Source organism: Streptomyces sp. NPDC014891 (assembly GCF_043081085.1).
GTDB lineage: Bacteria > Actinomycetota > Actinomycetes > Streptomycetales > Streptomycetaceae > Streptomyces.
In genome coordinates this window covers 279214-305265 of sequence record NZ_JBIBWF010000007.1, presented here as the reverse complement: position 1 = coordinate 305265, position 26052 = coordinate 279214, and the positions used below count along the sequence as shown (strand labels likewise).

25 protein-coding genes are annotated in these 26052 nt (G+C 74.0%); 11 read left to right on the top strand and 14 right to left on the bottom strand.

The features are described 5' to 3' along the window. Positions 1 to 2: 2 nt before the first annotated feature. The 4 genes from ACF09E_RS22095 to ACF09E_RS22080 form a co-directional block, all read right to left on the bottom strand. Positions 3 to 497 (bottom strand): ATP-binding protein, encoded by a 495-nt coding sequence (locus tag ACF09E_RS22095; protein WP_392206651.1) that lies wholly within the window; start codon positions 495 to 497, stop codon positions 3 to 5. A 355-nt stretch (positions 498 to 852) separates the two neighbouring features. Beyond that, on the bottom strand, positions 853 to 1722 hold the full coding sequence (locus tag ACF09E_RS22090) for an acyl-CoA dehydrogenase family protein (protein WP_392206650.1): 870 nt from the start codon (positions 1720 to 1722) through the stop codon (positions 853 to 855). A gap of 9 nt (positions 1723 to 1731) precedes the next feature. Beyond that, on the bottom strand, positions 1732 to 2868 hold the full coding sequence (locus ACF09E_RS22085) for an acyl-CoA dehydrogenase (protein ID WP_392206649.1): 1137 nt from the start codon (positions 2866 to 2868) through the stop codon (positions 1732 to 1734). Continuing rightward, positions 2868 to 4070 (bottom strand): amidohydrolase family protein, encoded by a 1203-nt coding sequence (locus ACF09E_RS22080; protein ID WP_392206648.1) that lies wholly within the window; start codon positions 4068 to 4070, stop codon positions 2868 to 2870. Before ACF09E_RS22080 ends, ACF09E_RS22085 begins: the two co-directional genes overlap by 1 nt. Before the next feature lie 143 nt (positions 4071 to 4213). Here ACF09E_RS22080 and ACF09E_RS22075 point away from each other — a divergent pair, with 143 nt between their 5' ends. Beyond that, positions 4214 to 5722 carry a class I adenylate-forming enzyme family protein gene (locus ACF09E_RS22075; RefSeq protein ID WP_392206647.1) on the top strand — a complete coding sequence of 503 codons (1509 nt, stop codon included), beginning with the start codon at positions 4214 to 4216 and terminating at the stop codon, positions 5720 to 5722. Here ACF09E_RS22075 and ACF09E_RS22070 read toward each other — a convergent pair. Further along, the gene (locus ACF09E_RS22070) at positions 5700 to 6125 is read right to left on the bottom strand and encodes an STAS domain-containing protein (protein ID WP_392206646.1); all 426 of its coding nucleotides are present in this window, start codon (positions 6123 to 6125) and stop codon (positions 5700 to 5702) included. The two genes, ACF09E_RS22075 and ACF09E_RS22070, sit on opposite strands and share 23 nt — an antisense overlap. Positions 6126 to 6304: 179 nt before the next feature. Here ACF09E_RS22070 and ACF09E_RS22065 point away from each other — a divergent pair, with 179 nt between their 5' ends. Together ACF09E_RS22065 and ACF09E_RS22060 are read left to right on the top strand one after the other, a co-directional pair. After that, positions 6305 to 6886 carry a sigma-70 family RNA polymerase sigma factor gene (locus ACF09E_RS22065; protein ID WP_392206645.1) on the top strand — a complete coding sequence of 194 codons (582 nt, stop codon included), beginning with the start codon at positions 6305 to 6307 and terminating at the stop codon, positions 6884 to 6886. Continuing rightward, complete coding sequence (locus ACF09E_RS22060) at positions 6883 to 8142, top strand: maleylpyruvate isomerase N-terminal domain-containing protein (RefSeq protein ID WP_392206644.1); 1260 nt, start codon at positions 6883 to 6885, stop codon at positions 8140 to 8142. Before ACF09E_RS22065 ends, ACF09E_RS22060 begins: the two co-directional genes overlap by 4 nt. A gap of 40 nt (positions 8143 to 8182) precedes the next feature. Here ACF09E_RS22060 and purU read toward each other — a convergent pair whose 3' ends face one another. After that, positions 8183 to 9034 (bottom strand): formyltetrahydrofolate deformylase, encoded by an 852-nt coding sequence (gene purU / locus ACF09E_RS22055; protein ID WP_392206643.1) that lies wholly within the window; start codon positions 9032 to 9034, stop codon positions 8183 to 8185. A 60-nt stretch (positions 9035 to 9094) separates the two neighbouring features. After that, entirely contained in the window at positions 9095 to 9541 is a 447-nt protein-coding gene (locus ACF09E_RS22050) for a hypothetical protein (RefSeq protein WP_361853802.1), read from the bottom strand. Positions 9542 to 9733: 192 nt separating this feature from the next. Here ACF09E_RS22050 and ACF09E_RS22045 point away from each other — a divergent pair, with 192 nt between their 5' ends. Further along, complete coding sequence (locus tag ACF09E_RS22045) at positions 9734 to 11026, top strand: ABC transporter substrate-binding protein (RefSeq protein WP_392206642.1); 1293 nt, start codon at positions 9734 to 9736, stop codon at positions 11024 to 11026. A gap of 43 nt (positions 11027 to 11069) precedes the next feature. On the opposite strand, the gene ACF09E_RS22040 is transcribed toward ACF09E_RS22045, so the two are convergent. Next, entirely contained in the window at positions 11070 to 12533 is a 1464-nt protein-coding gene (locus tag ACF09E_RS22040) for a hypothetical protein (RefSeq protein ID WP_392206641.1), read from the bottom strand. Positions 12534 to 12656: 123 nt separating this feature from the next. Continuing rightward, positions 12657 to 14039, bottom strand: a complete 1383-nt coding sequence (locus ACF09E_RS22035; protein ID WP_361853767.1) for a transcriptional regulator — start codon at positions 14037 to 14039, stop codon at positions 12657 to 12659. Positions 14040 to 14297: 258 nt separating this feature from the next. On the opposite strand from ACF09E_RS22035, the gene ACF09E_RS22030 reads away from it, so the two are divergent. The 3 genes from ACF09E_RS22030 to ACF09E_RS22020 all read left to right on the top strand — a co-directional run bounded on the left by ACF09E_RS22030 (position 14298) and on the right by ACF09E_RS22020 (position 17633). After that, positions 14298 to 14984 carry a bifunctional DNA primase/polymerase gene (locus tag ACF09E_RS22030; protein ID WP_392206640.1) on the top strand — a complete coding sequence of 229 codons (687 nt, stop codon included), beginning with the start codon at positions 14298 to 14300 and terminating at the stop codon, positions 14982 to 14984. 76 nt (positions 14985 to 15060) lie between these two features. Continuing rightward, a complete protein-coding gene (locus ACF09E_RS22025; protein ID WP_392206639.1) occupies positions 15061 to 15987 on the top strand; it encodes an ABC transporter ATP-binding protein in 927 nt (308 codons plus the stop codon). Continuing rightward, the gene (locus ACF09E_RS22020) at positions 15984 to 17633 is read left to right on the top strand and encodes a transporter (protein ID WP_392206638.1); all 1650 of its coding nucleotides are present in this window, start codon (positions 15984 to 15986) and stop codon (positions 17631 to 17633) included. Before ACF09E_RS22025 ends, ACF09E_RS22020 begins: the two co-directional genes overlap by 4 nt. A gap of 78 nt (positions 17634 to 17711) precedes the next feature. Here ACF09E_RS22020 and ACF09E_RS22015 read toward each other — a convergent pair whose 3' ends face one another. Then, positions 17712 to 18308: a TetR/AcrR family transcriptional regulator gene (locus ACF09E_RS22015; RefSeq protein WP_392206637.1), complete on the bottom strand. Its 597-nt coding sequence runs from the start codon at positions 18306 to 18308 to the stop codon at positions 17712 to 17714. Between the two features lie 95 nt (positions 18309 to 18403). Here ACF09E_RS22015 and ACF09E_RS22010 point away from each other — a divergent pair, with 95 nt between their 5' ends. The 3 genes from ACF09E_RS22010 to ACF09E_RS22000 all read left to right on the top strand — a co-directional run bounded on the left by ACF09E_RS22010 (position 18404) and on the right by ACF09E_RS22000 (position 20620). After that, positions 18404 to 19297, top strand: coding sequence for an NAD(P)-dependent oxidoreductase (locus ACF09E_RS22010; protein WP_392206636.1), 894 nt, complete (start codon positions 18404 to 18406; stop codon positions 19295 to 19297). 95 nt (positions 19298 to 19392) lie between these two features. Further along, complete coding sequence (locus tag ACF09E_RS22005) at positions 19393 to 19860, top strand: GNAT family N-acetyltransferase (RefSeq protein ID WP_392206635.1); 468 nt, start codon at positions 19393 to 19395, stop codon at positions 19858 to 19860. Between the two features lie 238 nt (positions 19861 to 20098). Continuing rightward, positions 20099 to 20620 (top strand): carboxymuconolactone decarboxylase family protein, encoded by a 522-nt coding sequence (locus ACF09E_RS22000; protein ID WP_392206634.1) that lies wholly within the window; start codon positions 20099 to 20101, stop codon positions 20618 to 20620. Positions 20621 to 20676: 56 nt separating this feature from the next. On the opposite strand, the gene ACF09E_RS21995 is transcribed toward ACF09E_RS22000, so the two are convergent. Together ACF09E_RS21995 and ACF09E_RS21990 are read right to left on the bottom strand one after the other, a co-directional pair. Continuing rightward, positions 20677 to 21564, bottom strand: coding sequence for an alpha/beta fold hydrolase (locus tag ACF09E_RS21995; RefSeq protein ID WP_392206633.1), 888 nt, complete (start codon positions 21562 to 21564; stop codon positions 20677 to 20679). 614 nt (positions 21565 to 22178) lie between these two features. Then, on the bottom strand, positions 22179 to 22868 hold the full coding sequence (locus ACF09E_RS21990) for a metal-dependent transcriptional regulator (RefSeq protein WP_388792528.1): 690 nt from the start codon (positions 22866 to 22868) through the stop codon (positions 22179 to 22181). Positions 22869 to 23052: 184 nt separating this feature from the next. Here ACF09E_RS21990 and ACF09E_RS21985 point away from each other — a divergent pair, with 184 nt between their 5' ends. Continuing rightward, positions 23053 to 23820: an SIS domain-containing protein gene (locus tag ACF09E_RS21985; protein ID WP_392206632.1), complete on the top strand. Its 768-nt coding sequence runs from the start codon at positions 23053 to 23055 to the stop codon at positions 23818 to 23820. A 63-nt stretch (positions 23821 to 23883) separates the two neighbouring features. Here the strand turns inward: ACF09E_RS21985 and ACF09E_RS21980 are convergent, their stop codons facing one another. Together ACF09E_RS21980 and pdxH are read right to left on the bottom strand one after the other, a co-directional pair. Then, the gene (locus ACF09E_RS21980; RefSeq protein WP_392206631.1) at positions 23884 to 25209 is read right to left on the bottom strand and encodes a PAS domain-containing protein; all 1326 of its coding nucleotides are present in this window, start codon (positions 25207 to 25209) and stop codon (positions 23884 to 23886) included. A gap of 156 nt (positions 25210 to 25365) precedes the next feature. Next, positions 25366 to 26034 (bottom strand): pyridoxamine 5'-phosphate oxidase, encoded by a 669-nt coding sequence (gene pdxH, locus ACF09E_RS21975; RefSeq protein WP_392206734.1) that lies wholly within the window; start codon positions 26032 to 26034, stop codon positions 25366 to 25368. Between the last annotated feature and the right edge of the window lie 18 nt (positions 26035 to 26052).

Here is a 26052-nt window from a genome sequence, read left to right as displayed (position 1 = left end):
CGTCAGCAGGGAACCCGGCCGGGCGTCATCGACGCCCCGGGGCCGGGGCCGCGCCCCTCGCCGCGCACTGGGGCGGGAAGGGGTCCCCGGCTCTGCGGAGGCGTGACCGGCGCCGGGTCCACCTCGCACCAGATGCTCTTGCCGACACCCTCGGGCTGCCAGCCCCACCGGTCGGCGAGGCCGTCGACCAGCTCCAGGCCGCGCCCGTTGGTGTCGTCGCCCTCCGCGTGCCGGGGCCTCGGCGGGCGGTCGCTCGTGTCCGCGACCTCGACCCGCACCCCGCCCTCCGCCGCGAACAGCATCCGCAGGACGGCCGGACAGCCGGTGTGCACCACCGCGTTGGTCACGAGCTCGGAGATGAGCAGCACCAGCGTCTCGGCCAGCGTGTCGTCTTCGCCTATGCCCGAGCCGGCGAGCCGTGACCGGGCCCACCTCCGGGCTCGCCCCACCTCGGCCGGGTCGGGCCCGACCTCCAACTGCACCTGAAGCACCTGCACCGCTCACACCATCCGAACCGGCGGACAACACACCTTCACGGAACGTGATTCCCTTGTGGGACAGCATGGTTGACGTACAGTCACCGCAACAAGCGCTTCGGGCATATTCCAGCGCGAAGGAGTACGCATGGTCCATACTGTGCGACGCACGCTGCGGGTAGTCGAACGCCGGGTGCGAGCGCCGGGCATTCCCGGCCACGGGGCCGCCCCGGGGGCGACACCGGGACGATCCGGGCCGACGAGCACTCGCATCCCACGGAGCGTACCGGAGCCGGAGGCCGACTCCGGGCCGTGACGGCCCCGCCGAAGGACACAACCCGATATCGACATTCCGTCATCGGGATGTCGCGGAGCGCTACAGGCTCGCCGCCACCGCCTCCTCCGCGCGCTCGGCCGTCATCCCCAGCCGCGACCGCACCCACGCCCGCTTCAGGTGCAGGTGGACGTCGGCCTCCCAGGTGAAACCCATCCCGCCGTGCACCTGGAGGCAGTCCCGCGCGTTCCCGACGGCGGCCTCGTCGGCCAGCAGCTTGGCCCCCGCGATCTCGACCGGATCGGCGGTGACGGCGGCGGCCCGGACGGCGGCCCGCGCCAGCTCGACCCGCACCAGCATGCCCGCGCACAGGTGCTTGACGGCCTGGAAGCCGCCGATCACCTGCCCGAACTGCTCCCGCTCCCGCGCGTACGCGACGGCCGCCTCGGTGGTCCGCCCGGCGCTCCCGACCTGCTCGGCGGCATGGAGCAGCACCGCCTCCGCCGCCGGGTGCCCGTCCGTGCGGGCGGGCACCCGGTGCAGCGGGGTCAGCGGATCCACCGACCGCAGGGGCGCGGCGCCCGTCACGTCCCCGGACACCGCGTCGGCCTCGTCCAGCCACGGCACCAGCCCCTCCGAGGCGGCGGTCACCACGACGGCGCCCTCCGCCGCCCCCGGCACGGTCCCCGCCGCGAGGTGGGTGGCCACCAGCGGCCCCGGCAGCAGCGCCCGGCCCGCCTCCTCGAAGAGGAGCACCGCCTCGGGGAGGCCGAGGCCCACGCCCCCCTCGTCCTCAGGAAGCCGCAGGGCGAAGAACCCGGCCTCTCCGAGCTCCCGCCACAGGTCCCGGTCGAGCGCGGGCGCGGGCGCGTCCACGGCCTCCCGCAGCGCCTCGCGGTCGAAGCGGCGGGCGAGCAGCTCCCGCACACCGCGCCGCAGGGCCCGCTGGTCCTCGGTGAGTCGGAAGTCCATGGCGGGGGTTCACCGGCCCTTCGGCAGGCCGAGGATGCGCTCGGCGACGATGTTGCGCTGGATCTGGGAGGTGCCGGCGGCGATCGTGTACGAGAGCGAGGACAGCCGGTCGAGGGTCCAGTCGCGGCCGAGGTCCAGGGCGTCGGGCCCGAGGACGGCGGCGGCGGCCTCGTACAGCTCCTGACGGGCGTGCGAGTAGTGGAGTTTGAAGACGGAGCCGCCGGCGCCGGGCACCCCGCCGGTGGCCTGGGCCTCGCTGACGTTGGCCTGGGTGAGGCGCCACAGGGCCTGGAACTCGGCGGCGAGCCTGCCGAGGCGGCGGCGCAGGACGGCGTCGTCCCAGGTGCCGTTCTTCCGGGCGGTGCGGGCGAGTTCGCCGAGGAGGCGGCGGCAGGCGACGACCTCGCCGACGAAGGCGGTGCCGCGTTCGAAGGAGAGGGTGACCATGGTGACCCGCCAGCCGTCGTTCTCCTCGCCGACGCGGTTCCCGACGGGCACCCGGACCTCGTCGAGGAAGACCTCGGCGAACTCGGTGGAGCCGGCGAGCGTCCGCAGCGGCCGCACGGTGACGCCGGGGGCGTCCATGGGGAGGGCGAGCCAGGTGATGCCCCGGTGGCGGGAGGGGGCGTCGGGGTCCGTGCGTACCAGGAGTTCGCACCAGTCGGCGACCTCCGCGTGCGAGGTCCAGATCTTCTGGCCGGTGACGACGTAGGCGTCGCCGTCGCGGACCGCGCGGGTCCGCAGCGCGGCGAGGTCGGAGCCGGCGCCGGGTTCGCTGAAGCCCTGGCACCAGACCTCGTCGCCGCGCAGGACCGGCGGCAGCCAGCGGGCGCGCTGCGCGGGCGTGCCCTCGGCGGCGATGGTCGGGCCCGCGTGGAGGAGGCCGACGAAGTTGGCGCCGACGTAGGGCGCCCCGGCGCGTTCGGTCTCCTCCAGGAAGATCAGCCGCTGGGTCGGGGAGGCGTCCCAGTGGACGTCGGCGTATCCGGCGTCGTACAGCCGGCGCTGCCAGCCGCAGTCGTACGCGCGGCGGGCGGGCCAGTCGAGCGGGTCGGGCCGCGGGGGGAGGCCGGGCAGGGCGGCGGTGAGCCATTCCCGGAGCCGGGCGCGGTACTCCTCCTCCTCGCCGGTGCAGGAGAGGTCCATCAGGCGGTGCCCCGGTCGAGGTCGAGGCCGAGCATGCGGATGGCGTTGCCGCGCATGAGCTTGTAGACCGTCTCGTCGTCGAGGCCCCGGACGTGGTCGAGGGCGACCTCCTTGGTGTGCGGGAAGGTCGAGTCGACGTGCGGGTAGTCGGTCTCGAAGGTGGCGTTGTCGCGGCCGACCACGTCCAGCGAGGCGATCCCGTGCTTGTCGCGGAAGAAGCAGCAGAAGATCTGCCGGTAGTAGTAGGTGGACGGCGGCTCGGGGATCAGGTCGCGGACGCCGCCCCAGGCGCGGTGCTCCTCCCAGACGTCGTCGGCGCGTTCGAGGGCGTACGGGATCCAGCCCATCTGGCCCTCGCTGTAGGCGAGCTTGAGCGTCGGGAACTTCACCAGGACCCCGCTGAAGAGGAAGTCCATCATCGAGGCCATCGCGTTGTTGAAGCTGAGCGAGGCCTGGACGGCGGGCGGGGCGTCGGGCGAGGCGGCGGGCATCTGGCTGCTGGAGCCGATGTGCATGTTGACGACGGTGCCGGTCTCCTGGCAGACGGCGAAGAAGGGGTCCCAGTAGCCGGAGTGGATGGAGGAGAGTCCGAGGTGAGTGGGGATCTCGGAGAAGGTGACGGCCCTGACGCCGCGGGCGGCGTTGCGGCGGATCTCGGCGACGGCGAGGTCGATGTCCCAGAGCGGGATGATGCAGAGCGGGATGAGCCGGCCGCCGCTGTCGCCGCACCACTCCTCGACCATCCAGTCGTTGTAGGCGCGGACGCAGGCGAGGGCGACCTCCTTGTCGTGCGCCTCGGCGAAGGTCTGGCCGCAGAAGCGGGGGAAGGTGGGGAAGCAGAGGGAGGCCTCGACGTGGTTGAGGTCCATGTCGGCGAGGCGCGCCTTGGGGTCCCAGCAGCCGCGCCGCATCTCGGCGCGGGTGATCCCCTCCAGGGTCATGTCGTCGCGGTCGAAGCCGACGGCGGCGATGTTGCGCTTGTACGGGAACCTGAGGTCCTCGTAGATCCACCAGTCGGTCGGCGGGCCGTCCGGGTCCATCGTGATCCGGTACTTGCCGGCGACGTAGGCGAGCTCTCCGATGCCGGCCGTCAGGGGCCGCGGTCCGCGGTCGCGGTACTTCTTCGGGAGCCAGGTCTCGAAGAGGTGGGCGGGCTCGATCACGTGGTCGTCGACGCTGATGATGCGGGGCAGTTCCGTCATGACCCCTCCATGTCTCTCATGGCTTTTCTGATGGACCGTCAGATCTGCCCCTCAGGCTAGCCCCGCACCCCTGGACCGACAAGCGCCCGGCCTCTACGCTCACCGCACGATCTGACGGAACGTCAGCCAAGAGGAGTCCGGTCATGGATCAGACCGCACACGCCCTGGGCGGGTCCCGCACGCTCTGGGAGCTCGTCGAGCGCCGCGCCGCCCTCACCCCCGACCGGCCCGTCCTCCTCCAGGGCGACCGGGTCCTCACCTTCGGCGGCCTGCGCGAGCGCGCCGAGCGCTGCGCCGCGGGCCTGCACGCCCTGGGGGTGCGCCCGGGCACGGTCGTCGCCTGGCAGCTGCCCACCCGCATCGAGACCGCGGTGCTCTCCTTCGCGCTCGCCCGCCTCGGAGCCGTGCAGACTCCCGTGATCCCCTTCTACCGGGACAAGGAGGTCGGCTTCGCGCTGCGCGAGTCCAAGGCCGAGTTCTTCGCCGTCCCCGGCACCTGGCGCGGATTCGACCACGCCGGGATGGCCCGCCGGCTCGGCGCCCGCGGCGTCTTCGAGGTGTACGGCCCCGACTCCCTGCCGGACGGCGACCCCGCGACACTCCCCCCGCCGCCCGCCTCCGGGACCGACGTCCGCTGGATCTACTGGACCTCGGGCACCACCTCGGACCCCAAGGGCGTCCTGCACACCGACCGCTCACTCCTCGCGGGCGGCTCCTGCCTCGCCCACGCGCTCCGGCTCACCGCCTCCGACGTCGGCTCGATGGCCTTCCCGTACGCGCACATCGCCGGGCCCGACTACACGGTGATGCTGCTGCTGTACGGCTTCCCGGCCGTCATGTTCGAGCAGTTCGCGCTGCCCGAGGCCCTCGCCGAGTACCGGCGGCACGGAGTGACCGTCGCCGGCGGCTCCACCGCCTTCTACGCGATGTTCCTCGCCGAGCAGCGCAAGAACCCCGGCGAACCGGTCATCCCCACCCTCCGGCTCCTCGCGGGCGGCGGCGCGCCGAAGCCGCCGGAGATCTACCACGCGGTGCGCAGGGAGCTGGGCTGCCAGCTCACCCACGGATACGGCATGACCGAGGTCCCCATGATCACCATGGGCTCGCCCGACGACACCGCCGAGAACCTCGCCACCACCGAGGGCCGCCCGCCGGCCGGCATGGAGATCCGGATCACCCCCTCGGGAGAGGTGCGGCTCCGCGGGGAGGCCGTCTGCCGGGGCTACCTGGACCCGGCGGCGACGGCGGCCGCCTTCGACGAGGACGGCTTCCTCGTCACCGGCGACGTCGGACACCTCACCCCGAGCGGGCACCTCGTCCTGACCGGCCGCGTCAAGGACATCATCATCCGCAAGGGCGAGAACATCTCGGCGAAGGAGATCGAGGACCTCCTGCACGGGCACCCGGACGTCGGCGACGTCGCCGTCGTCGGGCTCCCGGACGACGAGCGCGGCGAGCGCGTCTGCGCCGTCGTCGAGCAGCCCCCGGGAGCCGGGCCGCTGACCCTGCCCGCGGTGACCGCCTTCCTGCGGGAGGCCGGCCTGTCCGTGCACAAGCTGCCCGAGCAGCTGGAGGTGGTGGCCGCGCTCCCCCGCAACGAGGGCCTGCGGAAGGTGCTGAAGTACCGGCTCAGGGAGCGGTTCGGCCGCTGACCCGCCGTCCGTCGCCGGCCCGCTGTCCGGGGAGATCCGCCGGGGACGGCCCGGGATCCTCCGGCAGGGCGTCCGGCACGTCCTCGTACACCTCGAAGAGGCGCTGGACGCCGAGTGCGGCCAGGACCCGGGCCACGTGGCCGTCCTGCTCGTCGGGGAGGATCAGGCGCAGTCTGCCCCCGCAGGAGCGGAGCAGCCGGCGGGCCGCGATCAGCACCCCGACGCCGCTGGAGTCGCAGAACCGCACGCCGGACAGGTCGATCACCAGGTCGTGCCGACCGCCCGCCACGGCGGCGTGGACGCTGCGGCGTATCCGGGGCGAGGTGACCAGGTCCATCTCGCCCCGCACGCGGAGCACCGTCCAGGCGCCGTACTCGTTCTCGTCGACCTCGATCGTCGTCACGCCGGGCGCCTGCCCCCTGGGCGCGACCCGAAACCCGCGAATCCGAGGATGACGCGTTCCTTACCATCCGCGTCCGCGTCAAGGGCGAAGTTGCGGCAAACATGCGTACGCCGTCCGCCCGGCGCACTACTTTGGAGTACGGACGGAGAGCCGCCGGAGCCGGGAGGGGCGAGGGTCGCATGGCGATGGACACACCACCGCGCTGGGACCGCAGGATGCAGCAGCGGTTGGCACGCGGCGAGGCCGCCGCGCTCGGCGAGCTGTACGACCGGTTCGCCGCCCTGGTGCACAGCCTCGCCCACCGGGTCCTGGGCGACGACGACGCGGCCGACCAGATCACCCGCGAGGTCTTCGGCTACATCTGGGAGAACCCGGACGCCTACGACCCCAAGCAGGGGAACCTGCGCTCCTGGGTGGCGAAGCTGACGCAGCGGCAGGCCGTCCACCGGCTGCGGCAGACGGAGACGACGGCCTACGCGGAGACGGGCCGGGGCTCGGCCGAGGAGCTGGAGCAGAAGGTGCGGCGGGCCTCGGTCGCGGCCCGCGCCGACTACATCGTCACCTCCATGCCGACCCCGCTCCGCGCCGCTCTCGAACTGGCTTATTTCCAGCGGCGGGACTACCGGCAGACCGCGGCCGACCTCGGCGTCACCGAGGACGAGGCGCGCCGCCGGCTGCGCCTGGGCCTCCAGCTGCTCTCCTCCGCGAACCGTCCCTTCGCCGAGGGCGGCGGCCCGCCCGGCTACGGGCGCACACGGTGACCCGGGCGAACGGCGACGACGGTGACGACGTCGCACGCGCCCCGTGGATACCGGGACCCCGCCGGTCGGCGGACGACCACGCCGACCTGACGGCCGACCCGGCCGGAGCGCCGGCGGAGGAGCCGCCCGGGGCGGAGCCCGAGCCCGAGGTGCCCGTGCTGACCCACGGAGTGCTCAAGTCCCTGCTCGGGGCCTGGGCGCTCTCGGCGTGCTCGGCCGGGGAGACGCAGGCCGTCGAGGACCACCTGACGGCCTGCGCGCCGTGCGCGGACGAGGCGCTGCGGCTCCGGGACGCGGTGGCCCTGCTGCACGAGGACCGCGACCTGGACCTGGATCCGCTGCTGCGGTCCCGGGTGCTGGAGAACTGCCTGGGCCGGCGGCCGGCCCGCATCCCGGTCCCGGACTGGGTCACACCGTACGACGCGGAGACCGCACGGCTCGACGCCCTCCTCCGCGACATCGGGGAGTCGGAGTGGCACGCGCCGGTCCGGCTCAAGTGGTACGAGGAGGGCCGGATCGTCCGCCGGAAGGCAACGGTCGCCGGGGTCATGGGCCACCTCCTCGCGGTGGACGGGCTCGTGTCGGCCGCGCTCGGCCTGGACGACCCGCTCGGCGCGGGGACCCCGGAGCTGTCGCCGTCGGAGCGGACGGACGCCTTCTGGTCCGGCCTCGACCGGCCGCCGAACCGCTCGATCCGCGGCCCGTGGCGGGACCAGAGCCACACGCTGATCCGGACGGTGGCCTTCGCCGGACGGGGCGTCGCGGACCTGACGGTCACGTACAAGGACTTCGCGCTGCCGCTGCGGGACTCCCTGCTGGAGCGGGCGTTCGAGTGCTGGGTGCACGCGGACGACATCGCGAACGCGGTGGCGTACCCGTACGCCGCGCCGAGCGGTGCGCATCTGCACGGCATGATCGACCTGGCCGCCCGGCTGCTGCCCGGCGCCCTGGCCAACCGGCGCCGCGCGGGGCTCGCCGCCCCGGCCCGCCACCTGGTCGCGGCGGGCGCACCGGGCCGCTCGCTCCATCTGGAGGTGGAGGGCGCGGGCGGCGGCCACTGGTACATCGCGCTGGACTCGCCGGCGGCGCTCGGTTCGCCGGAGCAGGCGGTGGCTCAGGTGGCGATGGACGGGGTCGAGTTCTGCCAGCTGGTCGCGGGCCACATCTCCCCGGAGGAGGCCGCGGCGGGACAGGACGGCGACCGCGAGGCGATCAGGGACGTCCTGTCGGCGGCGGCGTCGCTGAGCCGGCTGTAGCCGAAGCGCCCGGTGCGCCCGGTGCGGCCGGTGCGGCTTCCTAGGCGAAGACCACCGTGCGGCGGCCGTTCAGCAGGATGCGGTGCTCCGCGTGCCACTTGACCGCGCGGGCCAGGGCCTGGCACTCCACGTCGCGGCCGATCGCCACCAGCTGGTCCGGAGTCACCTCGTGGCCGACGCGCTCGACCTCCTGCTCGATGATCGGGCCCTCGTCGAGGTCGGCCGTCACGTAGTGGGCGGTCGCGCCGATCAGCTTCACGCCGCGCGCGTGCGCCTGGTGGTAGGGCTTCGCACCCTTGAAGCTCGGGAGGAAGGAGTGGTGGATGTTGATGATCCGCCCGGAGAGCTGCTTGCAGAGGTCGTCGGAGAGGACCTGCATGTAGCGGGCGAGGACGACCAGCTCGACGTTCTCCTCGCGGACCAGGTCGAGGAGCTCGGCCTCCGCCTCCGCCTTGGTGTCCTTGGTGACCGGGATGTGCCGGAAGGGCAGCCCGTACGAGCCGACGAGCTCCTCGAAGTCCGTGTGGTTGGAGACCACGGCCACGATCTCGACCGGCAGCGCCCCCAGCCGCGACCGGAACAGCAGGTCGTTCAGGCAGTGGCCGAACTTCGACACCATGAGGACGACCCGCATGCGCTGGTCGGCGCGGTGGATCTGCCAGTCCATCCCGAAGGAGTCGCCGACCGCGACGAAGCTGGCCCGCAGCTTGTCGACGTTCACCGGGGCCTCGGCCGAGAAGTGGACCCGCATGAAGAAGAGCCCGGTGTCGCGGTCTCCGAACTGCTGACTGTCCTCGATGTTGCAGCCGGTGATGAAGAGGTAGCTCGACACGGCGTGCACGATGCCCTGCTTGTCGGGGCACGAGAGGGTGAGGACGTACTGGTCGGTCATCCCGTCAGCCTGCCACATCCGGAGCCGCGCGGTGACCCGCCGTCCGTCAGACGGACCCCGTCATACGGACCCCGTCATGATGTGCAGCACGTCGAGGGAGCGCGGCGGGGTGTCCGGGTCCTCCCCGTCCGCCTGCGCGAGGCGTACGTGGGCCTCGCGGGCGGCCCGCACGGCCTCCGGCCACCCGGGGTGCCCGAGGTAGGCGGAGACGGGGGCGTCGGGGCCCACCTGGTGCATGATGCGCAGCACCCGGAGGACGGCGACGTCGACGAGGGCGGCCTCGCCGGTGTCGCGGAAGATCGCGCCGACGTACTTCTCGGCGGACCAGTTGTCGAGCCAGGTGTCCTCGACGAGGCGGTAGACGGCGTCGGTGACGTCGCCGTACCCGTCGAGGCCGGCCAGCCAGGTGGTCTCGTGGAACCCGGGGTCGGAGAGCATGTGCAGCGCCGAGCGCACGTTGCTGCGCCAGCGCCACCACGGCATGTCGTTGAGCGGCATGCCGCCCATGGTGGAGGAGCGACGGCCGCGACGGGAAGAGTTCACCGAACCGGAGACTGGACTGGACACCTTTCGATCGTACGTTCCCCTGTCTGGCGGCCGGACCCGCCCCCTCGCCGCCCCCGCAATTCACCGTCACGTCACCCCGTGTCGACCCGCGCTCACTCCCGCGTTACCCATGGGGCGGAAATGTGCGTGTCCATGACCGGACGGCGACTGACCTCACTCCTCGCGTACGTCACGACCGCGACGGCCGGAGCCTCGCTGCTCACCGGGTGTGGCGTGCTCCCTGGAACCACGGGGGGTTCCAGGGAGCCCATCACCGTCATGACGTGGGCTCCCGACCAGACCCGTGCCACCAACATGCCCGGAATGCCCGCCATGGCCCAGACCTTCGCCCGCTGGGTCAACTCCCAGGGCGGCATCGACGGCCACGAGCTGCGCGTCCTCACCTGCAACGAGCACAACACCACCACCGGCGCCGCCGCCTGCGCGCGCCGCGCCGTCCGGGAGGGGGCGGTGGCCGTCGTCGGCTCGTACAGCCAGAACGGCCGCGCCTTCATGGCCCCCCTGGAGGCCGCCGGCATCCCGTACATCGGCGGCTACGGGATATCGGAGGACGAGTTCACCAGCCCGCTCTCCTATCCCGTCAACGGCGGCCAGGCCTCCCTCATCGCCGGGCACGGCATGCAGCTCGCCGCGGCCTGCCGCACGGTCTCCCTCGTCCGGCCCGACACCCTGGCCGGCGACAAGCTCCCCGAGCTCCTCAACTCGGGCCTCCGCAAGGCGAGCCACCGCGGCGCCGTCGACATCCCCGCCGTCGAGGACGCCGCCGAGTACACCGAGTCCGCCTCCCGGGCCAGGGAGAAGGCCGGCGACGAGAACGGCTGCGTCACCGCCGTCCTCGGCGAGCGCACCCAGACCTTCTTCGACTCCTTCCGCCGCCTCCCGGAGCAGGAGGACGGCGGGGACGGCGGAAGCGGCGGGGACGGCGAGCGGACGGACGGCGTGCGGATCTCGTCCGTCCTCGGCAGCGTCGGCCAGCCCGTGATCGACCGCACCGGCGGCGCCCACAGCCCCTTCGAGGGCGCCTTCGTCACCGGCTGGTACCCGGAGGCGTCCGACAGGAGCTGGGCCCCGATGCGCAAGGTCGTCCAGGAGCACGCCTTCGCCGACAACCGGGTCGACCCGACCGACGCGGGCGTCCAGACCACCTGGATCGCCTACACGGTGCTCAAGGAGGTCGTGGAGTCCCTCGACGGCGACGAGGTCACGGCCACCCGGATCGCGTACGCCCTCGACCGGGGCGCGCGCATCGACACCGGCGGCCTGACCCCGGCCCTCCGCTGGAAGTACGAGGACCTGCTCGGCGCCCCGGGCTTCCCCCGGATCATCAACCGCGAGGTGACCTTCCAGGTGGTGCGCGAGGGGCGGCTGGTGGCGCAGCGGCCCGGCTTCGTCGATGTCGGCGACACCGTGCTGAGCGCCCCCTGAAGCCCTCCCCGCCGCGGATCGCGCGGCGGGGGCCCCGCGCGGGCTACAGCTGGGTGTACGCCCGCTTCTCCAGGCCGTACTTGGCGGCCGTCGGGTTCCACAGCGAGGCCGCCTGCTTCTTGGCGGCGGTGGCCTCGCCGCTCTTGGTGTTCGCCGCGGCCAGCTGCGGGGTCGAGCGGGCCTTGCCGCCCTTGCAGGCCTTCTTGGCCTTCATCTGGTCGCCCCAGGCCGCGTAGTGGTCGTCCGCCGCCGCCGAGGCCTCCCAGGCCTTGGTGAGCGCGGACGTCAGCGCCGGGTTGTCCGGGATCTTGTCGACCGACAGCGTGCGGAGCCTGGTGACCAGACCACGGCGCTGCTCGGCGGCGCCCCGCAGGTCGCTCGTGGCCTTGTCCAGGTTCTTGCACTGCTTGATGGACTCGACCGAGCTGATCACCGTGTCCCGGCTGCTGCTGCTGGTCGCGAGGAGCTTGCTCAGCTCCTGCGCCTGCGGCTCGGCCGGGTCGGCCGGCTTCTCGGCCGGCGCGCTCGTCGCCTCGCCGGACGGGGCGGCGGAGCTCCCCGCCACGGTCTCGGCGCCCTTCTTAGGGTCCTTGTCGTCGTCACCGCCGCTGAGCAGCGCGCCGGCGCCGAGGCCGACGACGGCACAGCCGACGACGACGGCGGCGATCAGGGCGACCGGGGACTTGCGGCGCGGCGGCTCGGGGTCGCCGCCGTCGTCGTAGTAGGCGCCCTGGTACGCGTACTGCTGCGGGGGTGCAGGCGGCTGCTGCTGGTGCTGCTGCTGGTACGGGGCCGGGGCGGGCTGCCGGTAGGCCTGCGCGTGCGGCTGCTGCGGGGCCTGCGGCGCCCGCGGGGACTCCGTGCGGAAGAGGTTGTCGAACTCGGCGGGCGGCTGCCGCTCGCCGGGCTCCTGCGCCGGCACCGGGGCGATGTACTGGGTCGCGTCGGAGGCGCCCGCGGGCCCGGGGCCCTGCGCCTGGAGCGGGCCGGTGCCGAGGAACCGGGTCTGGGCGCCGCCGCCCTGCTGCTGCGGCGGCACCGGCGCGATGTGCTGGGTGGCCTGGAGGTCGGCGGCCGGGTGCGGATAGCCGTACCCGGGCCCCTGCCCGGCCTGCGGCATCGCGCCGGGCGCCTGCTGCGGGTAGCCGTAGCCCGGCTGCGGGCCCGGCGCCTGGGGTATGCCGCCCTGCGCGGGCGGCATCCCGCCCGGGACCGGCGGGATGTGCTGGGTCGCCTGCAGGTCCGCGCCGCCGGGGGCGCCCGGCCCCGGGTAGCCGTAGCCGGGCTGCGGCGCGACCGGCGGCAGGTACTGGGTGGACTGCATGTCGGCGGCGGCGCCCGGAGCCGCCTCCGGGGGCAGGGGCTGTGCGGGCGGCAGGGGCTGCCCGCCCGGCGCTGCGCCGGCGGGACCCCAGGCGCCACCGTACGGCTGTGCTCCCCCTGGGGCGTTCTGCGCCGGGGGCACCGCCGGGTACTGCGGCTCCGGACCCTGTCCGTTCTGCGTCACCGGGACTCCTACTGATGGACCTACGGAATCGTCGGCTCACGCTACCGGGTGCGCCCGGGGCTCCGCACACACGTGTGAGCCCGGTTACACAACCTTCTCGCACGGCACCGCCGCCACCGGGGACTACGCGGCGTAGAGCTCGACGCGCGCCCCGAACTCCCGCACCACCGCCTCCCCCGCGTACGGCTCCAGGCGCTCCCGCAGGTCGTCCAGGTACTCCGCGCCCCTCGACGACCGCAGCGTGCCCAGCAGTTCGAGCGCCCGCGTGCCCGTGCGGCAGGCCTCCTCGACCTCGCGCTGCTGCACCTGCGCCGAGGCCAGCAGCGCCAGGCCGATGGCCCGGCGCCGCGCGCGCGTCTCCGGATGCCCGGCGATCGACTCCTCCGCCGCCCGCGCCGCGGCCTCCGCCTGCCCCAGGTCCCGGTAGCAGTGGGCCAGTTCGTCCGCCAGATACGCCGCGTCGAAGTGCGCGATCCACACCGGGTCGTCGCCCGCCTCCGGATCGGCCTGCTCCAGCGCCCGTACGGCACGGCCCGCCGCCGTCTCGAAGGCGCTGAGGTCCCCGAGCAGGGCGTGCCCGCGCGCCTCGGCCGCGAGGAACATCGCCTCCGCCCGCGGCGGCACCTTCCCCCGCGCGCCCTCCTGCGCGGCCCGCGCCAACTGGGCGATCTCCCGCGGGTTTCCGAGCTGGGCGGCGAGGTGACTCATGGAGGCGGCGAGGACGTACCCGCCGTACCCCCGGTCCCCCGCGGCCTGCGCGAGCCGCAGCGCCTGGATGTAGTACCGCTGGGCCAGCCCCGGTTCGCCCGTGTCGACCGCCATGTACCCCGCGAGTTCGGTCAGTCGGGCGACCGCGGCGAACAGCTGCCGTCCGACCGCCTCCCGGTACGAGCCGGACAGCATGCCCGACACCACGCTGTTGAGGTAGTGGACGACCACGGGACGCACGTGCCCGCTGCCGAACCGCCGGTCGAGGTCGACCAGCGCCGCCGTCATCTCCCGTACGGCCGCGACGTCCGCGACCCCGACGCGCGCCCCCGCCATCCGGGCCACGTGCGCGTCCGGGCCCGTGATCAGCCAGTCCCGGCTGGGCTCGACGAGCGCGGAGGCCGCCACCGCGGAGCCGGAGAGGAAGTCCCGGCGGCCCACGTCGCTCCGCCACAGCTCGCAGACCTGCTCGATCGCGCCGGGCACGGTCGGCGCGAACTGGAGGCCCACCCCGGCCGCGAGGTTGCGGCCGTTGGCCATGCCGACCTCGTCGATGGTCACCGTGCGGCCCAGCTTGCGCCCGAGGGCCTCGGCGATGACCCCCGGCGCCCGCCCGCGCGGCTGCTGGCCGCGCAGCCAGCGCGCCACCGACGTCTTGTCGTACCGCAGGTCGAGGCCGCGCTCCGCGCCGACCATGTTGACCCTGCGGGCGAGACCGGCGTTGGAGCAGCCGGCCTCCTGGATGAGCGCCTGGAGCCGTTCGTTGAGCTGACGCGGAACGAGTGGCCTGGCTGCCATGAGTACCCCCTGAGGCCGTGCGGTGATCATCGGAGAACAGATCACTGCCCGGTGGATATCCGGTCAATGCCGATGTGAACACGCGAAACCGGACACGTCGGTTGCGGCTTCGCCACCGGCGCCCCCACCTCTCCGTACCCACCCCAGCTCCCCGGCCCTCCGCGCGCCCCCGCTCGTGCACCGATGCGCCCCGCGTGCAGGATCGATGCCTCACACCGCTCCGCGCCCTGGCCGTAACCCCAGGTGGCGGGGGAAGTTGTGTTCCACGTGGAAGAGACCATCGGAGTCACGGAAGCCGCACAGATCCCCCAGCAGCGCGGCGAGCAGCTGCTGGACAGTGCCGTGCGGTACGCGGAAGAGCGGCACTGGGACGTGTTTCCCGGGACCTGGCTGGAAGCCGTCGAGGGCCGGGAGCGCTGCTCCTGCGGGGCGGAGGCGTGCGCCCTGCCCGGCGCCCACGCGGTCAAGCCCGACTGGTCCACCCTCGCGACCGGCAGCGGCGTCGGGGCCCGGCGCATGTGGTCGAAGCAGCCCAAGGCCTCGATCCTGCTGCCGACGGGCCGCACGTTCGACGCGATCGAGGTGCCCGAGTCCGCCGGCTTCCTGGCGCTGGCCCGGATGGAGCGGATGGAGCTGACGCTCGGCCCGGTCACCTGCACCCCGGACCGCCGGATGTTCTTCTTCGTCCTCCCCGGCGCCGCGGCCAAGGTGCCGGACCTCGTCCGCAAGCTCGGCTGGGTCCCGGCCTCCATCGACCTCACCACCCGCGGCGAGGGCCACTACGTCGCGGCCCCGCCCACCCGCGTCGGCGGCAGCGGCGCCGTCCAGTGGGCCCGGCGCCCCACCCCGGCGAACCGCTGGCTCCCCGACGCCGAGGAGCTGATCAGCGCCCTCGCCTACGCGTGCGGCCGGGAGGCCGCGGAGGCGCGAAGCCGGACGTCATGACCCTGGGTCCCCGCGAGTCCCGCCCGTAGGGTGGGGCCGGTAAGACGCACGGGGACCGACGAGGGGCAGACAGACCATGCCTGACCAGGCATTTGACGGGGCGTTCGAGACGGCGGGAGCCGCACCGGGGGACGGTGCGGCTCCCGCCGTGCGCATCGAGGGCCTGTGGAAACGATTCGGCCAGCAGATCGCGGTGAACGGCATCGACCTGGTGCTGCCCGCCGGCAGGTTCATCGGGCTCGTGGGGCCCAACGGCGCGGGCAAGACCACCACGCTCTCGATGATCACCGGCCTGCTCCGTCCCGACCAGGGACGCATCCAGGTCGCCGGGCACGACGTGTGGGCCGACCCCGAGTCGGTCGCCCGGGTCAAGGCACGCATCGGCATCCTGCCCGAGGGCCTGCGGCTCTTCGAGCGGCTGTCCGGCCGTGAACTCCTCGCGTACAGCGGCCGGCTGCGGGGGCTGCCCGGCGCCGAGGTCGACAAGCGCGCCGCCCAGCTCCTCGACGTCCTCGACCTCACCGGCTCGCAGAACAAGCTGGTCGTCGACTACTCGACCGGCATGCGGAAGAAGATCGGGCTCGCGGCGGCCCTCCTCCACAACCCGGAGGTGCTGTTCCTCGACGAACCCTTCGAGGGCGTCGACCCGGTCTCCGCGCAGACCATCCGCGGCGTCCTGGAGCGGTACACCGCCTCCGGCGCCACCGTCGTCTTCTCCAGCCACGTCATGGAGCTCGTCGAGTCGCTCTGCGACTGGGTCGCCGTGATGGCCGCGGGCCGGATCCGCGCCCAGGGCACCCTCGCCGAGGTACGGGGCGAGGCGCCGTCGCTGCAGGCGGCGTTCCTGGAGCTGGTCGGCGCCAACGGGCGCGAGGCCGCCGGCGACTCGCTGGACTGGCTGGGCGGCGGGGCGGGGACGGCCGGTGGCGCGGGTGGCGCCGGTGGCGCGGGCGACCCCGGCAGCGCCGGTGGCGCAGGTGCTCCGGGCGGGGCTCGGCGATGAGCGCCCTCCCGACCGCGACGGCCCCCGGCACCGCGCGCCCGGCCGGTCCCGCCCCCTCCCTCACCTCCGTCTTCGTCCGGCTCAAGCTGAGCCTGCTGCGCAACAGCCTGCGGCAGTCCGGCAGCCGCACGGCGGCGTACATCGTCTCCATCGTCTTCGGCGCGTTCTTCGCCGCGGCCCTCGTGCTGGGCTTCGTGCTCCTCCGGGGCAACGCGGACGCCGCCGCCGTCGCGATCCTGCTCACGGGGGCCCTCGCACTCTCCTGGGCGGTGATGCCGCTGTTCATCCCGAGCGGCGACGAGACCCTCGACCCGTCGCGGCTCGTCATGCTGCCGCTGCGGCCCCGGCCACTGGTCCGTGCGCTGCTCGTGGCCTCGCTCGTGGCCGTCGGCCCCGCCCTCACCCTCGTCCTGGCCCTGGGCGCCGCGCTGTCCGTCGCGCACGGCGCGGCCGGCACCGTCGTCGCCGTCCTCGCCGTACCGCTGACGGCGGTGACGTGCGTGGCCCTGTCCCGGGCCGTGGCCGCCGCCAACGTCCGGCTGCTCACATCCCGCAAGGGCCGGGACCTGGCCCTGCTCAGCGGCCTCGTCATCGCCGTCGGCATCCAGGTGGTGAACTTCGGCGCCCAGCGCCTGGGCGAGGCGGGCGGACTGGAGTCGCTGAAGCCGGCGACGGCCGTCGTCGGCTGGCTGCCGCCGGCCGCCGCGATCGCCGCGGTCGACTCCGCGAGCCGGGGCGACCACGCGGTGGCCGCGGCCCGGCTGCTGCTCACCGCGGGAGCGCTCGCGGCGCTCGCGTACTGGTGGCGGCGGAGCCTCGTACGGCTGATGGTCGAGCCGGACGGGTCCACGATCGGCGCGGCGTCCGACGCGGCCGTCCGGGAGAGGTCCGGCGGGGGGCTGCTCGCCCGCATCCTGCCCGACGGGCGCACCGGAGCGGTCATGGAGCGCAGCCTGCGCTACCTGTGGCGCGACCCGAAGACCAAGGCCGGGGCCGTGACCTCGCTCGCGCTCGGCCTGATCGTCCCGCTCGTCAACGCGCTCCAGGGCACCGGCTCGATCTACTGGGCGTGCTTCGCGTCCGGCATGCTCGGCATGCTGATGTACAACCAGTTCGGGCAGGACACCTCGGCGTTCTGGATGGTCGCCCAGACCATCTCGACGACGGCCGACGCGTACGCCGAGCTGCGGGCGCGGACGCTGGCCCTGCTCCTGGTCACCCTGCCGTACGCGGTCTTCGTCACGGTCCTCACGGTCGCCGTCCTCGGCGAGTGGAACCGGCTCCCGGACGCCGTCGGCCTGGCGCTCGGCCTGCTGGGCGCGATGCTGGCGACGGGTTCGGTGGTCTCGGCCGTCTTCCCGTACTCGATTCCGCAGGACAGCGGCTACAAGAACGTCGCCCCGGGGCAGGGCGCCCTGGCGTGGATCTCGATCCTCGGCGGCATGCTCGCGGCCCCCCTGCTGTGCGCGCCGCTGATCGGCGCGACGATCTACCTGCACGTCTCCGACCAGCGGTCCCTGCTCTGGCTGCTGCTCCCGGCCGGCACGCTCTACGGCGCGCTCCTGGTCCTGCTCGGCCTCAAGGTCGCGGCGCCCCGGACGGCGCGGCGGCTGCCGGAGATCCTCGCGGCGGTCAGCAAGGGCTGACCGCCGGCGACTCCGGACCAGCACGTCGACGGCCCGCCCGGGTGAACCGGGCGGGCCGTCGCCCGTCCCCCGCCCCCGTCAGCGGTACGAGGCGAGCAGGCGGGCCAGGTGGCGGCCCGCGGTGTCCAGGGGGGTGGTGCTCCGGGCGACCTGGGCGGCAAGTTCCGCGCCCTCCAGGGTGGCGATCACCGTGTGCGCCAGCTCCTCGGCGTCCGTCTCCGGGTAGCCCGCGGCGAGCAGCCTGCGGGCGACCACCGCCCGCCAGCGGGCGAACGCCTCGGCCGCCGCCGTCTGGACGCCGGGCGCGCTGTGCGCCGTGCCGACGACCGTGGACGTGACGGGGCAGCCGTCGAGCCAGTCGGAGGCGCGCAGACCGTCGGCGAGGGAGGCGGTGAGGGCGAGGAGTGCCTCGGCGGGGTCCGGTTCCGCGTCGAGCGCCTCGGCGAGGATCTCGGCGAACTCCTCGTCGCCGAGCCGGACGGCCGCCGTGCCGAGCTCCTGCTTGCCGCCGGGGAAGAAGTGGTAGACGGAGCCGAGGGTGGCCCCGGCCTCGACGGAGATCTGCTTGATGCCGGTGCCTTCGTAGCCCTGTCGCTGCATGAGGCGCGAGGCCGTGCGGACGATCCGCTCGCGGGTTCCGGCGGTCTCGGGGTCGTGCGGGTCCTTGGTCTTCACCCCTCCACAGTACCGAACTAGAGCGATCGCTCTAGAGCTGTGCTAGGTTCCTCTCTAGATAGAGCGTTCGTTCTAGTCATCTCGGGGAGAATTCCGTGAACACGTCTGCCGTCACCACCCCTGCCGTCGACGACCTGTCCGTGACCGTCGTCGGACTCGGCCCCATGGGCCGCGCCATGGCCGGCGCCTACCTCGACGCCGGCTACCGCGTCACCGTCTGGAACCGCACCGCGAACCGCGCCGACGAGCTGGTCGCCCGGGGCGCCGTCCTCGCCGCCGGCGTCGAGGAGGCCCTGCGCGCCAACGAGCTGGTGGTCCTGAGCCTCACCGACTACGCCGCCATGTACGCGATCCTCGAACCGGCCGCCGCGGCGCTCGACGGCCGCGTCCTGGTCAACCTCAGCTCCGACACCCCGGAGCAGGCCCGCCAGGGCGCCGCCTGGGCGGCGAAGCACGGGGCACGGCACCTCACCGGCGGCGTCCAGACGCCGCCGTCCGGCATCGGCACGCACGAGTTCGGCACCTTCTACAGCGGCCCCCGCGACCTCTTCGAGGAGCACGAGGACGCCCTGAAGGTCCTGACGGACACCGACTACCGCGGCGAGGACCCGGGCCTGGCCGCGCTGTACTACCAGCTCCAGATGGACCTCTTCTGGACCACGCTGACCGCCTGGCTGCACACCGCCTCGCTGGCGCACGCGAACGGCATCGGCCTGTCCGAGCTCAAGCCGCTCGCGACCGCGACGCTGACGGGGATGGGCCAGTTCCTCGACTTCTACACGCCGAGGATCGAGGCCGGGGACCACGGCGGCGACGTCGACCGGATCTCGATGGCCGTGGCCAGCCTCGACCACGTCGTCCACACCACGCGGGACTCGGGCGTGGACCCGGCCCTGCCGTCCGCCGTGCTCGCCGCCTTCCGGCAGGCGGCGGAGGCGGGCCACCAGGACGACAGCCTGACCCGGCTGTTCGAGGTGTTCCGCCGGTGACCCCGGCCCGGCGGGAGGCGCCCGGCCCGCCGGGCACCTCCCGCCGCCCGCTATTCGGATGCGGCGCGACCCGCGGTCTGCGATCCTCGCGCACTGTGACATCCGACGACATCGACATACGGCGCGCCGGCGCATCCGACGCGACCGCCGCGGCCGAGGTGTGGCTGCGGTCCTTCGGCACCGCGCTGCCCACCGTCCGCCGCGCGCACGACGACGAGGCGGTGCGCGGCTGGTTCACCCACGTCGTCGTGCCGGAGTACGAGACCTGGGTGGCGGTGGCCGGGGAGGCCGGCGTGGTGGGGCTGCTCGTCCTCGACGGCGGGGAGCTGGACCAGCTGTACCTCGACCCCTCGTGGCGCGGCCGGGGACTCGGCGACCGCTTCGTGGAGCTGGCCAAGCGGCAGCGCCCGGAGGGCCTGGCGCTCTGGACGTTCCAGGTCAACGCGTCGGCCCGGAGGTTCTACGAGCGGCACGGCTTCGTCGAGGCGGAGCGGACCGACGGGCTGCGCAACGAGGAACGCGAGCCGGACGTCCGCTATGTGTGGCGGGCCACGGCGGGGTGACCCGGCGGCGGTACGGCGGGGGGCCGACGGGGTGATCCGGCGGCGGTACGGCGGGGTGACCCGGCGGCGGTACGGCGGGGGGACTGTGCGGGCTCCCGTCGACGCGCCGCCGTCCTCCCCGGCGCGGGCCGGCGGCGGCCGTACCGGAAACCCGTCCGCCGATTCCTGTCACACCTTCGCGGGCAGCTCCGTCAGTGCTGTGAAGGCGCCGCACCGGGCGCCGCGAAGGAGAGCAGCGATGACGCACACGGACTCCGCCACCACGACCGCCGCCCCCGCGGGCCCTATCTCCCGGATGCCCGACCCCGGTTCCCTCGTACCCGAGTTGGGCGAGGTCAGCGCCGCCCTCTTCCGGGCCACCGGCAACCGCTCGGTGCCGCGCGCCACGATGAGCCTGGTCCACCTGCGGGCCGGGCAGATCGTCGGCAACACCTATCTGACGATCCTGAACACCGGCTTCCTCCGCAAGGCCGGGGAGTCGGAGGAACGCATCACCGCGGTCGCCTCCTGGCAGGACGCCCCCTACTTCACCGAGGCCGAGCGCGCGGCCCTCGCCCTGGTGGAGGCCACCCTCCAGCCCGCCCCGCACGGCCGGGAGCGCGTCTCGGACGAGCTGTACGCCGAGGTGGCGAAGCACTACGACGACAAGGCGCTGGCCACCCTGACCATCGCCATCGGCCAGATCAACTTCTTCATCGCCCTGGCCGTCATCGGCAAGCCGAGGCCGGTCGCCTCGCTCGCCGACGAGCAGTGGGACTGACCCGCCCCGGGGAGGACCGTCCCGCCGCCCTCCCCCGCGCCCGCCCGGACTCCGTCCTACGAGGTCAGGACGCCGTTCAGGAAGGGGCCGACGGCCTCGCGCCAGGCGTCCGCGTGCTCGTAGTGGAGGAGGTGGCCGGCGTCGGGGATCTCCGCGTACGCCCCGTGGGGCAGCACCCGGACCATCTCCTGCGCCTCGGCGCGGCCCAGCTCGCCGTCGAGGCCGCGGACGACCAGCGTGGGGCAGCGGACCTGGGCCAGGGACTCCCAGTGGGCGTCGTGCACCCAGGTCTCGCGGGAGGTCAGCATCTGCTCCGGGTCGAAGACCGGCCGCCAGCCGTCCGGGTGCTCGGCCATCACCTCGGCGAAGAAGGCGCCCCGGGCCGGGTTCGGGCGCTCGACCCACGGGTCGTCCTCGCCGAACCAGCGGCGGACGGCGTCGAGCGAGGGGAACGGGGTCGGCCAGCGGCGGAACCAGTCCCGCCACTCGCGCTGCGAGGCCGCGCCGAGCGCCGAGGCGCGCATGTCGCAGATGACGAGGGCGTGGACGAGGTCGGGGCGCTCGGCCGCGAGCTGCCAGGCGGTGAGGGCGCCCATGGAGTGGCCGATGAGGGTGACCGGGCCGAGCCCGAGCTGCTCGACCGCCGCGGCCGCGTCCGCCACGTAGGCCTCGCGGGTGAAGGAGGCGGTGGGCGGCTTGTCGCTGTGCCCGTGGCCCCGCTGGTCGAGGGCGACGGTGCGGGGGCGGTGCGGCGGGCCCGCGGCCGTGCCGGGGTGCGCCGCCGCGGCGAGGCGCTCGACCGCCGGGGACCAGTGGGCCGCGTGGCCCATCAGGCCGTGGAGGAGTAAGACGCCGGGTCCGGCCTCCGGGGCGGCCCCGGGCGTGAAGTCCCAGGCCGCCAGCCGTACGCCGTCGGCCCCGGTGACGTCGAGTCGTCGCGCCATCCCTGGCACCCCCTCTTCTTGCCGTCGAACCACGCCAGACTATCGAACTCGCATTCGAAAATGCGCTCCTGCCGCGCAACACCCCTCGTTCGAGTGACAGGGCTCAAGGATTGACGGCCGCTGCCGAGGGGAGATCTTGAACGGGAGGCGGACCGCTCGGGGAAAACGGTCCGAGGGGATTGACCTTGAGAGCTCGGGGCTCCAGGTCAGCTCAGGGGAGGACAGGCCCCGGCGCCGCAAGGCGCCGGGGCCCTCTGCTGTCCGGCGCGGGCGGGCGCCCGCCGCCACCCGGGATGCCCGGGCGTCCTCCCCGATCCGGGTCGCGCGGGCCTCCGGGGCGGACGGCGCCGGGCGTACGACGGTCTGCTGCACGGCCCCCACCCTTCCCCGGTATCGCACCACGTTCGCTCCAGCGTGGCACGACCAGGGCGCGGGCGTAGCCATTCCGGCGTAAACCGGGGCGCACGAGGGCCGTCGGGTCCAGCACCGCTCCCGTACGGGCATCGGGCGGGGGGCGGGCCGACACGACGAAGGGCGCCCCGCCGGACGTCGGACACGACGAACGGCGGGGCGCCCCGCGGAAGGCTCCGCCGGCCGGGGCCGGCGTCAGCGCGTCAGCGCTTGGCCACGAAGACGTGGGACGCGACCTCGGCGTCCAGCTCGGCCGCCTCGCCGCTGCTGCCGACCAGGATGCCGCCGGCGGACTCCGTCACCGACACCACGGAACCGGGCTGCACGCCCGCGCGCCGCAGCGTGTACATCAGCTGGGCGTCGGTCTGGATCGGCTCGCCGATCCGGCGGACGATCACCGTCTTGCCCTCGCTCGCGTCCAGCTCGGCGAGCGACACCATCGAGTCGTCGAGGAAGGCCTCGGCCTCGGCCTTCTCGCCGAGCTCCTCCAGACCCGGGATCGGGTTCCCGTACGGCGACTCCGTCGGGTGCCGCAGCAGCTCCAGGACGCGCCGCTCCACGGCCTCGCTCATCACGTGCTCCCAGCGGCAGGCCTCGGCGTGCACCTGCTCCCACTCCAGGCCGATCACGTCGACGAGCAGACACTCCGCGAGGCGGTGCTTGCGCATGACGCGGGTGGCGAGGCGGCGGCCCTCGTCGGTCAGCTCCAGGTGCCGGTCGCTGGCGACGGCCACCAGCCCGTCGCGCTCCATCCGGGCCACCGTCTGGCTCACCGTGGGGCCGCTCTGGTCGAGCCGCTCGGCGATCCGGGCACGCATGGGGACCACACCTTCCTCCTCAAGCTCGAGGATGGTGCGGAGATACATCTCCGTTGTGTCGATCAGTCCGGACATACGTGCCCCTCGATGAGTCGTGCGCTGGCCCTGCACCAATTCTGACGCATCGCGCCGACAACCGGACCGCACCGGCCCCAGGCGGTATTGACAGAGCAATGGTCCAGACCGCACCGTGATCGGCGACCAGGGCACGACCATGACACGACGGCGAACGCGACGGCGACGAGAAGGAGCTTCTGGAATGGGCGACAGCGCGGGCGAGAGCAAGCTGGCCGGACAGTTCTTCGACGCCGCGATCGGCCTGCTCCAGCAGGTCCGCGACGGCGACTCGGCCGAGATCTCCGCGGCCGGCGCCGCGATCGCCGAGGCCGTCGCGAACGGCAACCGGCTCTTCGCCTTCGGCGCGGGCCACTCCTCCCTCGCCGCCCAGGACGTCGTCTACCGGGCCGGCGGCCTCGCCCTGATGAACCTGCTCGTCGTCCCCGGCGTCGTCGGCGTCGACGTCATGCCGGCGACCCTCGGCTCCGCCCTCGAACGCGTCGACGGCCTCGCCGGGGCCGTACTGGACTCCTCCCCCGCCACCGCCGGGGACGTCCTGGTCATCATCTCCCTCTCCGGGCGCAACGCCCTGCCCGTGGAGATGGCCATGAACGCCCGCGCGCTCGGTCTCACCGTCATCGGCGTCACGTCGGTGGCGTACGCGACGGAGACCAAGTCCCGGCACGTCTCGGGGACGTACCTCAAGGACCACTGCGACATCGTCCTCGACTCCCGGATCGCCGTCGGCGACGCGGAGCTCACCCACGAGGGCATCGAGGCCCCCTTCGCGCCCGCCTCGACCGTCGTCACCAGTGCCCTCATGCAGGCCACCCTCGCGGCCGCGGCCGAGGAGCTCGTCCGCCGCGGCATCGAGCCGCCGCTGCTCCGCTCCGGGAACGTCGACGGCGGCCACGAGTGGAACGGCCGCGTGATGACGGAGTACGGCGACCGGATCTTCTACCGGCACTGACCGGCGAGGGCACGGAGCGCGGGGCCCGGGTCGTATACAAGCCCCCCCGGGCCCTGCGCCGGCCTAAGCCCGTTCCCCCAGGTCGAGCGAGGCCGCGACCCGCGTGGCCACCGCCTCCGCGAAGACCGCGTCCTCGCGCTCGAACGGCCGGCGGCACGCGGCGCGCAGGAAGGTGACCACGCCGAGCGTGCGGCCCCGGGAGCGCAGGGTCACGCAGACCGCGTGCGCCGCGTCCGACGGCCACTGGTGGGCCTCCGCCCACACCTCCGCCGTGCGCCCGGCGCTCGCGCGGACCGTGCCCACCCGGTCCCACGCCTGGAGCGCCGGATGCCTCGGCCCGTACCGCAGGGGTATGCCGCCGCCCACCACCGGCGAGGACGGACCGGCCGCGGCCGCGGGGGTCGCCAGCGCCCGGGTCAGCCGCCGCTCGCCCGCGACCCGGTCGACCAGCGCGTGGTCCGCGAACCCGGCGAGCGCGAAGTCGAGCAGCACCGCGACCGCCTCCTCCGGGTCCTCGCACTCCGCGGCCGCGGCCCCCGCCCGGTGCAGCTGGCTCCACCGGAACCGCAGCCGGTCCGCCTCCCGCGCCGCGAGCCGCTCCTCCGTCACGTCCTGGAACAGCCAGGCCACCCCCAGCGGCACCGGCTCCTCCGCCATCGGCGAGGACAGCAGCAGGAAGCCGCTGCGCCAGCACCGCCGCCGCTCCTCCCCGGAGGTCCGCAGCGTCACCCACACCTCGGCCGGCGCGGGCGGCGTGCCCTCCGCGAGGACGTGCTGGATCGCCGCCTCCAGCTCCTCCGCGCCGTGCACGACGACATCGCCCAGCGGCCGTCCGAGCAGGGCCGTGCGCCCGGTGCCGAAGGCGCGGGCCGCGTGGCCGTTGACCATGGCGGGGCGCAGGTCGGCGTCGACCAGGACGACCCCCCAGGACGCGTCCTCGAACAGCGCCTCGCTGAGGGCGACCGACCGCTCCAGGTCGAGCTGGACGTGGACCTCGCTGAACGCGCAGTACACCCCGGCGGGACCGCCGTCCGCGCCGCGGACCCCGGCGGCCTGGCTGCGCACGAGCACCCGGCCGCCGTCCTTGCGGAGCAGCGCCAGCTCGTGGACCTGCCGGCCGGGGCCCTTCATGACCCCCATCAGCCGCCGCAGGATGTCCTCGGCGTCGGCGCTGCGCGCCGCCCAGCCCTCGAACCCGCGCCGCCCGACCGCCTCCGCGGCGGACCAGCCGAGTATCCGCTCGGCCTCGCGGTTCCAGTGCGTGACCGTCCCGTCGGCGTCGAACGCGCAGAGCGCCGCGTCCATCCCGTCGAGCAGGGCGGCCAGCAGATCGGCCCCCGCTCCGGGAACGGAGGCGGTCGCGCTCGCGGACCCCGTGAAAGCACTCATCCCGGCACCCCCCATACTTCCGCCATTCAACTGGAACGTGACGCAGAGCACAGCACCTTCACGGAAATCGTTGCACCGCGGAAACGCGGGCGCACACGGAGACCGAGGCGGGGTACGCCAGAGGCATGTGCGCCGGTCAGGGCGCCGGCGCACCGCTCAGGGCGCGAGCCGCTCCACCCGCCACGTACCGCCGTCCGGGGCCCCCTCGGCGCCCGGGCCGCCGCCGTTATCTCCCTCGCGGACGTACCGCAGCCGGTCGTGGAGCCGGTTCTCGTGCCCCTGCCAGAACTCGACCGCGTCCGGGACGACCCGGATGCCGCCCCACTCCGGGGGGACCGGCACCTGCGTGTCGCCGGGGTAGCGGGCGGCCAGCTCCCCGTAGCGGGCGAGGAGTTCCTCGCGGGACGCGATCACCGAGGACTGGGGGCTCGCCCAGGCGCCGAGCTGGGAGCCGTGCGGGCGGGTCCGGAAGTAGGCGACGGTCTCGTCGCGGCCGATGCGCTCCGCCCGGCCCGTGACGACGACCTGGCGGGCCAGCGGGTGCCAGGGGAAGAGCAGTGCGGCGTACGGATTGGCCGCGAGCTCGCGGCCCTTGCGGGACTCGTAGTTGGTGAAGAAGACGAAGCCGGCCCGGTCGTAGTGCTTGAGGAGCACCGTGCGCGAGGACGGGCGGCCGTCGGCGGCGGCCGTGGAGACGACCATCGCGTTCGGCTCGTGGATCGCCGGGTTCGCGGCGGTCTCCTTGAACCAGCGGGTGAACTGCGCGATCGGTTCGGGCGCGAGGTCGGCGGTGGACAGCTCGTCGGTGCGGTACTGCTCGCGCATGTCCGCGGGATCCGGGGC

Coding starts and splice junctions, on each gene's coding strand:
- ACF09E_RS22025 (WP_392206639.1), top strand. CDS start 15,061: ATGCCTGACCAGGCATTTGACGGGGCGTTCGAGACGGCGGGAGCCGCA.
- ACF09E_RS21995 (WP_392206633.1), bottom strand. CDS start 21,564: ATGGCGCGACGACTCGACGTCACCGGGGCCGACGGCGTACGGCTGGCG.
- ACF09E_RS21990 (WP_388792528.1), bottom strand. CDS start 22,868: ATGTCCGGACTGATCGACACAACGGAGATGTATCTCCGCACCATCCTC.
- ACF09E_RS22035 (WP_361853767.1), bottom strand. CDS start 14,039: ATGGCAGCCAGGCCACTCGTTCCGCGTCAGCTCAACGAACGGCTCCAG.
- ACF09E_RS22020 (WP_392206638.1), top strand. CDS start 15,984: ATGAGCGCCCTCCCGACCGCGACGGCCCCCGGCACCGCGCGCCCGGCC.
- ACF09E_RS22045 (WP_392206642.1), top strand. CDS start 9,734: ATGACCGGACGGCGACTGACCTCACTCCTCGCGTACGTCACGACCGCG.
- pdxH (WP_392206734.1), bottom strand. CDS start 26,034: ATGCGCGAGCAGTACCGCACCGACGAGCTGTCCACCGCCGACCTCGCG.
- ACF09E_RS22000 (WP_392206634.1), top strand. CDS start 20,099: ATGACGCACACGGACTCCGCCACCACGACCGCCGCCCCCGCGGGCCCT.
- ACF09E_RS21980 (WP_392206631.1), bottom strand. CDS start 25,209: ATGAGTGCTTTCACGGGGTCCGCGAGCGCGACCGCCTCCGTTCCCGGA.
- ACF09E_RS22050 (WP_361853802.1), bottom strand. CDS start 9,541: ATGGGCGGCATGCCGCTCAACGACATGCCGTGGTGGCGCTGGCGCAGC.
- ACF09E_RS22080 (WP_392206648.1), bottom strand. CDS start 4,070: ATGACGGAACTGCCCCGCATCATCAGCGTCGACGACCACGTGATCGAG.
- purU (WP_392206643.1), bottom strand. CDS start 9,034: ATGACCGACCAGTACGTCCTCACCCTCTCGTGCCCCGACAAGCAGGGC.
- ACF09E_RS22075 (WP_392206647.1), top strand. CDS start 4,214: ATGGATCAGACCGCACACGCCCTGGGCGGGTCCCGCACGCTCTGGGAG.
- ACF09E_RS22090 (WP_392206650.1), bottom strand. CDS start 1,722: ATGGACTTCCGACTCACCGAGGACCAGCGGGCCCTGCGGCGCGGTGTG.
- ACF09E_RS22065 (WP_392206645.1), top strand. CDS start 6,305: ATGGCGATGGACACACCACCGCGCTGGGACCGCAGGATGCAGCAGCGG.
- ACF09E_RS22085 (WP_392206649.1), bottom strand. CDS start 2,868: ATGGACCTCTCCTGCACCGGCGAGGAGGAGGAGTACCGCGCCCGGCTC.
- ACF09E_RS21985 (WP_392206632.1), top strand. CDS start 23,053: ATGGGCGACAGCGCGGGCGAGAGCAAGCTGGCCGGACAGTTCTTCGAC.